3 protein-coding genes are annotated in these 5,747 nt (G+C 55.5%); 2 read left to right on the plus strand and 1 reads right to left on the minus strand.

Annotated features, from left to right (window positions below; all coding sequences use genetic code 11):
- The coding region (locus tag QNK41_RS18825; protein ID WP_319260061.1) for a S8 family peptidase at nt 1-1,319 on the plus strand (1,319 nt) is incomplete at its 5' end.
- 70 nt (nt 1,320-1,389) lie between these two features.
- Here QNK41_RS18825 and QNK41_RS18830 read toward each other — a convergent pair.
- On the minus strand, nt 1,390-4,389 hold the full coding sequence (locus tag QNK41_RS18830; RefSeq protein WP_319260064.1) for a chemotaxis protein CheB: 3,000 nt from the start codon (nt 4,387-4,389) through the stop codon (nt 1,390-1,392).
- Nucleotides 4,390-4,849: 460 nt separating this feature from the next.
- Here QNK41_RS18830 and QNK41_RS18835 point away from each other — a divergent pair.
- Nucleotides 4,850-5,747, plus strand: an 898-nt coding sequence (locus tag QNK41_RS18835; protein WP_319260067.1) for a PAS domain-containing protein, incomplete at its 3' end; no start/stop codon positions are given.

Genomic DNA, 5,747 nt, shown 5'->3' on the forward strand with positions numbered 1-5,747 from the left:
TGGACGGCGACCGGCTGACCCTCCAGGCTAAGGATAATAGCCTTTCGGTGATTCTGGGATTCCTATCCGACCAGGGCATCCGCATCCGCATCGACCCACGCATCAATCCGAAAATCACCGCAGCGTTCAAGGACCGGCCCATCGGCGCCGCCATGACCAGCATCCTGAGATCCGTCGACTATGCGCTCATCTGGAGAAAGGAGAAGGCCTCCACGGCCGACGAACCCCGGCTCTGGGAAATCCGCATTTTTTACAAGGGCCAGGAAGCGCTGGCCCAGCTGCTGAAGAAAGGGGTGAACCTGACCGTGGTTAACAATGGCGACGGTACCTACCACGTTCAGGACATCCTGCTCCTCCGGCTGGCTCCAACTGTCACCGAAGCCGACCTTGCGGCGCTTCTGGATCAGCTGGGCGCCAGCATCGTCGACGCATACGCCCCGTTGGGCATCGTCCGGCTGCGCCTGCCCCACGGCAGTGACGTGCCGGCGATCACCGAAACGATCGCCAACACCCCGGGGGTTCAAACCGCCGAACCGGACTATGCCTATCCCCTGGAAGGCGGCCGTCCGGCAACCGGAGGGACGAGCGCATCCTCCCCCCCGCCTTCGCCGCCTCCGTCATCAGGCGCGACCCTGGTAGCGGTTATGGACAGCGGCCTGCGTTCCGATTATGAAAACAGCCCCTTCGTTCAGGCGACATACGATGCCGTTTCACCGGGCGCCGAGGTTAGCGACGAATTGGGCCACGGCACCCAGATGGCCCTGATTGCCGCGGGAGCGGTCAACCCGTTGGGGGCCGGTTCGAGTACGCCCGCCGGAAGCCCGGTAGTCGCCATCCGTGCGTTTGACGACAACGGGTTTACGTCCACCTACACGCTGATGCGCGGCATCGACTACGCCATCGAAAAAGGTTCCCGGGTCCTGAGCCTGAGCTGGGGGTCGGAAACGTCCAGCGCTTTGCTGGCGTCTGCCGTCCGCTATGCCACCGCCAAGGGGTTGATTCTGGTTGCGGCCGCGGGTAATTCCCCCACGGGCAACCCGGTCTATCCGGCCGCTTATGAAAACGTGATCGGCGTGGGGGCGCTGAACCCGGACGGCGAGGCATGGGACCAGTCCAACTTCGGTGATTTCGTGGCCGTATCCGCCCCGGGCCTGGCCGATCTGCCGGTGGGATACAAGGGCGATCCGGGCACCTATGCCGGCACCTCCATCGCCGCTGCTTATACCGCCCGCCGGGTGGCCGCCATTTTAAATCAGAACCCCGATGCCGATCGGGCGACCATTTTGCGGATTCTCGGTGAAGGGACGTCAGCCAATTAAGACCCTGGGGGTTATAGCAGGGTAAGGATCATGCCCATTTGTCCAATGCATCGGGAATGCTGGATCGTTCTCACTTCTTTTGCGGCTGCTTCACAAAATGCAAAATAATGCGGTAAGGGGAGTGATCGCCGCCCCTGATGATCCGGCCTTGAATGGTGAACCGTTGGGCCTCTTTTGGCGAATTCACCTCGAAGGGGCGGGTGGTAAAATCCTTATCTTTCATTAAGGCGGCCTGCAATTTCGATTTCAGGTCGATGGATTCGAAACTGCTGAGATTAGCGCTTAAAAGGTCCAGGCCGTTGACTTTTTTTTCAGCGATATTCAACAGCCTGGCAAATCCCGTGTTGGCAATGACCACCTGGCCATTGTTGTCGAGCACGGCAATCGGGTCCGGATTCATGTCGAATACATTACGGACCAGCTGGGAGGCCTGTTCCATATCACGCCTGGAGGATTCCAGAATCGCCTGGGCTTTTTTCTGATCACCGATGGTGGCAAAGGTGAACACCGCCCCGTTAATCCGGTTGTCCATGGTGCGATAGGGCACGATGCGCATGTTGTACCAGTCGCCACGGGTCGTCTGCACCTCGCACGATCGAGGGGTGAGGGTTTTCAGAACCTCGGTCAAGTCGGCAATCAGTCCATCGTAGGCCAGATTGGTCACGACATGCTGGAGCGGACGTCCGATGTCGGTTTCGATAAGATTGATCATGGTGGTCGCCTTATGGGTGAACCTCCGGATGTGCAGGTCGTTGTCTACGAAAATGGTGGCGATTTGGGTGCTGTTTAAAAGGTTGCGCATGTCGTCATGGGTCGCTGACAGCTCCTCCACTTTGCTTTGCAGTTCGGCATTGACCGTCTGCATTTCCTCGTTCAGGGACTGAAGCTCCTCTTTGGAGGATTCCAGTTCCTCGTTGGCGGACTGCATCTCCTCGTTGGCGGACTGCATCTCCTCGTTGGTGGATTTGAGTTCCTCATGGGAAGACTCCAGCTCTTCAATGGTAGTCTGGTGGCTCTCTCGGGTGTTCAGCAGCTCCTGTTCCAATTCGAAAAGGCGGGCTGCTTCCACTGGCGTGTCCTTTCCGGCAGGCGCGGGTGCAGCCCAAGGTGCCGCTGTGGCATCGATGCCCTCGAAGACCACCAGCAGGTGTCCGGAAAGTTCTTTGGGCGCTCGCTGGGGAGAGACATGCAGGTCGATCATCTGAATATCGCCGTTGGTTTTTACGGCAATTTTGCGGCGGGTGACCGGCTTGTTCGATGCTACAGCCTGCCGGATGGCGGACGACAGCTCGATGCGCAGACCCTCTCTGGCCAGGCTATGGATATTGTGGGTCGGGGCGCCGCTGGGAGTCTCAAGGTACTTGCCGGTGCGGCCCTGCACATGCAGAATGGTTCCATTGGGATTGATCAGGAGCGCTGTGGGGGCGAACTGGTCGAGGATCGCCTTTTGGGCCATGCGGGCCATGTCGGCAGGGCCGACCGGTTCGGTCCCGTGATCGGGTTCGGCGGCCGCCCGCCCGCTGGGAAAATGGACAAACTGGCGCAGGGCCCGCGGTACCTCTCTGCGTTCGTATATTTTCCATTTATTGTCCCGGGTGCCAAACAGGTTGGTGAATCCACCAACCGTCTCGGAGGAACCCAGCACCAGAATCCCGCCGGGTGACAGCGTGTAATGGAACAGTGGCAGAAGCCTTTTCTGGGCATTGACGTCCAGATAAATGAGCAGGTTGCGGCAACACAGCAGGTTCAAACGCGAAAAGGGCGGGTCTTTGAGCACATCCTGCAAGGAAAAAACCACATCATCGCGGATCTCCTTGCGGACGCGGAAAAAATCTCCCTCTTTGATGAAAAAGCGTTTCAGCCGATCGGCGCTGACATCGGCTTCGATGCTGCCCGGGAAAATACCTTCACGGGCTTTGTCGATGGCATGGCTGTTGATGTCTGTACCGAACAGCTGCAGGCTGATCCGCCCGGGGATTTGATCAAGGCACTCACGCAGCACGATGGCCAGGGAGAAGACTTCCTCACCCGTTGCACATCCCGGCACCCAGGCCCGGAAGACGGCTCCTTCGCCCATCCGTTTCAAGCGGTCAGGCAGGATGCCGGTTTTGAGCACCTCGAAGGATTCGGCGTCGCGGAAAAACTGAGTCACCCCGATCAACAGATCCCGAAACAGGGACTCCACCTCAACCGTGTTCTCCCGCAGATAGCGTACGTAATGCTCATGGCTCTCGATCTGGTTCAACCCCATGCGACGACTGATGCGGCGAAGAATGGTGTTGGGTTTGTAGGCGGAAAAATCGTGCCCGACCCGGGAGCGCAATATGGCGAATATCTTGTACAGCCAACCCTGTTGTTCGTTCTTGGTTGCTGCGGTTCGCGAATCGAGGGCGATTTCATGGTGCATAAAGTACTGAACCAGTCGATCGGGCATGGCTTCGGGAGGCAATACCAGATCGACCAACCCGGTGCTGACGGCGCTGCGGGGCATGCCGTCGTATCCGGCCGTTTCATCTTCTTGAACCAGGATCAACCCGTCGTTGGCCTTGATCGCTTTCACGCCCATGGTGCCGTCCGTTCCGGTTCCCGACAAGATGATGGCCGCGGCGTTGCGTCCCTGATCCTGGGCCAGTGATCGTAAAAACAGATCGATTGGAAGGGCGGCCCTTTTAGCCAGGATATCCAACAGCTGGATCTTGCCGTTGAACAGGGAGATCTCTTTATTCGGGGGGGCGACGTATACGTGGTCAGGTTCTATGAGTTGACCGTCTTTGGCGACTGCAACCGGAATCCGTGACACCCTCTGGAGCAGATCGGGCAATAGGCTGGGTTGCTTGGGGTTCATGTGAACCACGACGATATAGGCCATGCCGCTGTTTTCAGCAACCTCAGTAAAAAAAGATTTCAGCGCTTCCAGCCCCCCGGCGGATGCACCCAATCCGACTATGGGAAGCTTTCTGGCCCTTGCCTTCTGGGATGCCTTGGCATCCCCGTTTCCCGATCCCGCAACGGATGTTACGGGTTTTGTGTTTTTCGATGGCTTTTTGGTAGTCAATCTTCTCTTTGGCATGCTCATTTCTCACTGATGAGGGTAATTATCCCCCTTCTATATAATGAAGGAGTTGCAATTAATTAGAACACATCTCAAAAATAGTCTAAGTGCCCATGGCGGCGTTATGAAACGACTCAACAGGCTCACATACCACATGTATGCTGCGCTTTTTCGCCGTTGCATGCCTTGCCCTGAACCCTGATCCTTATTTTTGAGATAAGTTATAGATGATTCTCGACACAGTCGAAGCCCAGGCTCATGATGAAACCCCACATCTCTGATGAAGCCAGTGGGTCGTTGATTACAAAGGGGTTTGGCGTAGAAAACCGAGCGAACCGCGAAATGGAAATCGATTTTCATCCTTACGGTGATCTTAAAAACTATAACAGGATATAGGGAAAACACAAGATGTCGGTGAACACCCGACAAATGCTCAGGGGGCTGAGGCCCTGTCAGCGGTTTCTCTGCATATAGACAGTTGCATATATCAAGCCTTTGTTCTATAGTTACAACTAATTATCGCCATCATCTACCGATTCTTTGTACGGCATGCATTCGAACCGGTGGGAGACAAAACACAATGACATCACACCACTCCCAATCTAAAAAATTCGAACAGCTCCGGGATGAGGCTGAAGCGCTGATCCAAAAGCAGCCGGATGACGCGCCTGCCTCCTCCCTGAATATCCTGGAACTTATCCACGAACTAAAAATTTACCATGCGGAGCTTGAAATCCAAAACGAAGAGCTCAAACGGGCTCAGCACGAAATTTCCGAATTGCATCAAGAATATGAGGACCTGTATGAGTTTGCCCCGTGTGGATATGTCACGATGAATAACCAGGGCATCATCAAACACATTAACCTGACTGGCGCCGACCTCATTGGAAAAGGTAGAAAAATACTGCCACACTCAGGTTTCAGCCAATTTATTGCCTCGGGCTGGGAAAATATATATCTGGCTGCATTGCAAAAAGCAGGTGAAACCGGAAATAAACAGAGTATCGAACTTGTACTCAAGCATGAAAAAAAGCAGTCAACATGGGTCCGGGTGGATATCCAGGCGGATCGAGACAAAACGGGAACAGTGATTCAGTGGCGGATGGTGCTGGTGGATATCGCTTTGAAAAAGGCGGCTGAAATCGCCTTGCGGGACAGTGAAAGGAGATACCGGCAGCTTTTCAATGACATGGTCAGTGGTGCCGCCATGCTTGAGATTTCAGAACGCGACCATTCGGGCCACATCATCGATGCCCGCCTCCTGGAGGTCAACGCATCTTTTGAACGGTTGACCGGCATCCCAAACCATCGTGCCGTGGGTAAATCGATTCGCCAGATTTGGCCACAGACAGAAGATTTCTGGTTCGAAAATTTCG

The organism is Desulfosarcina sp. (assembly GCF_033791525.1).
In the GTDB taxonomy this organism is placed as follows: Bacteria; Desulfobacterota; Desulfobacteria; order Desulfobacterales; family Desulfosarcinaceae; genus Desulfosarcina.

What these genes read in the sequence shown, in the direction of transcription:
- QNK41_RS18830 (WP_319260064.1), bottom strand. Translation starts at nt 4,389, where the DNA reads ATGCCAAAGAGAAGATTGACTACCAAAAAGCCATCGAAAAACACAAAA.